The organism is Spongiactinospora gelatinilytica, from assembly GCF_003236385.1.
Taxonomy (GTDB): domain Bacteria; phylum Actinomycetota; class Actinomycetes; order Streptosporangiales; family Streptosporangiaceae; genus Spongiactinospora; species Spongiactinospora gelatinilytica.
The window spans coordinates 1-441 of sequence record NZ_POUA01000870.1 but is presented as its reverse complement, the minus strand read 5'-3'; the positions used below and the strand labels follow the sequence as shown (position 1 = coordinate 441).

Annotated in this window: 1 protein-coding gene; it reads left to right on the top strand. The window is 49.2% G+C overall.

The window, feature by feature from the left end:
• Window positions 1–441 (top strand): chorismate-binding protein (locus C1I98_RS46655; protein ID WP_199537600.1); only part of this gene is annotated, 441 nt, incomplete at both ends.

Genomic DNA, 441 nt, shown 5'->3' with positions numbered 1-441 from the left:
GGCCCCGTATACCTGTTATTTTAAACAGGCTAATTTCGAAATGACGGTGGCCTCACCAGAAACGTTAGTGACGAAGGATGGGGAACAAATCGCGACGTATCCATTGGCCGGGACGAGACGCCGTGGTCGAACACCTGCCGAGGATCAGCAGTTGGCTCATGAATTACAAACCAGCCCTAAAGAGATTGCCGAGCACAATATGTTAGTTGATTTGGGACGTAACGATTTAGGACAAGTTGCAAAGTTTAAAAGTGTCCGGGTGACTAATTTACGGCGATTAATTCGTTATTCGCAAGTCATGCACTTAGGGTCTCGGGTGGCCGCAGAAGTGGCGCCGACTACTACAGCACTCCAAGTGCTTGCCGCTACTTTTCCAGCTGGGACGTTAGCTGGCGCGCCTAAGATTGAAGCAATGACCCTGATTAATCATTATGAGCAGGT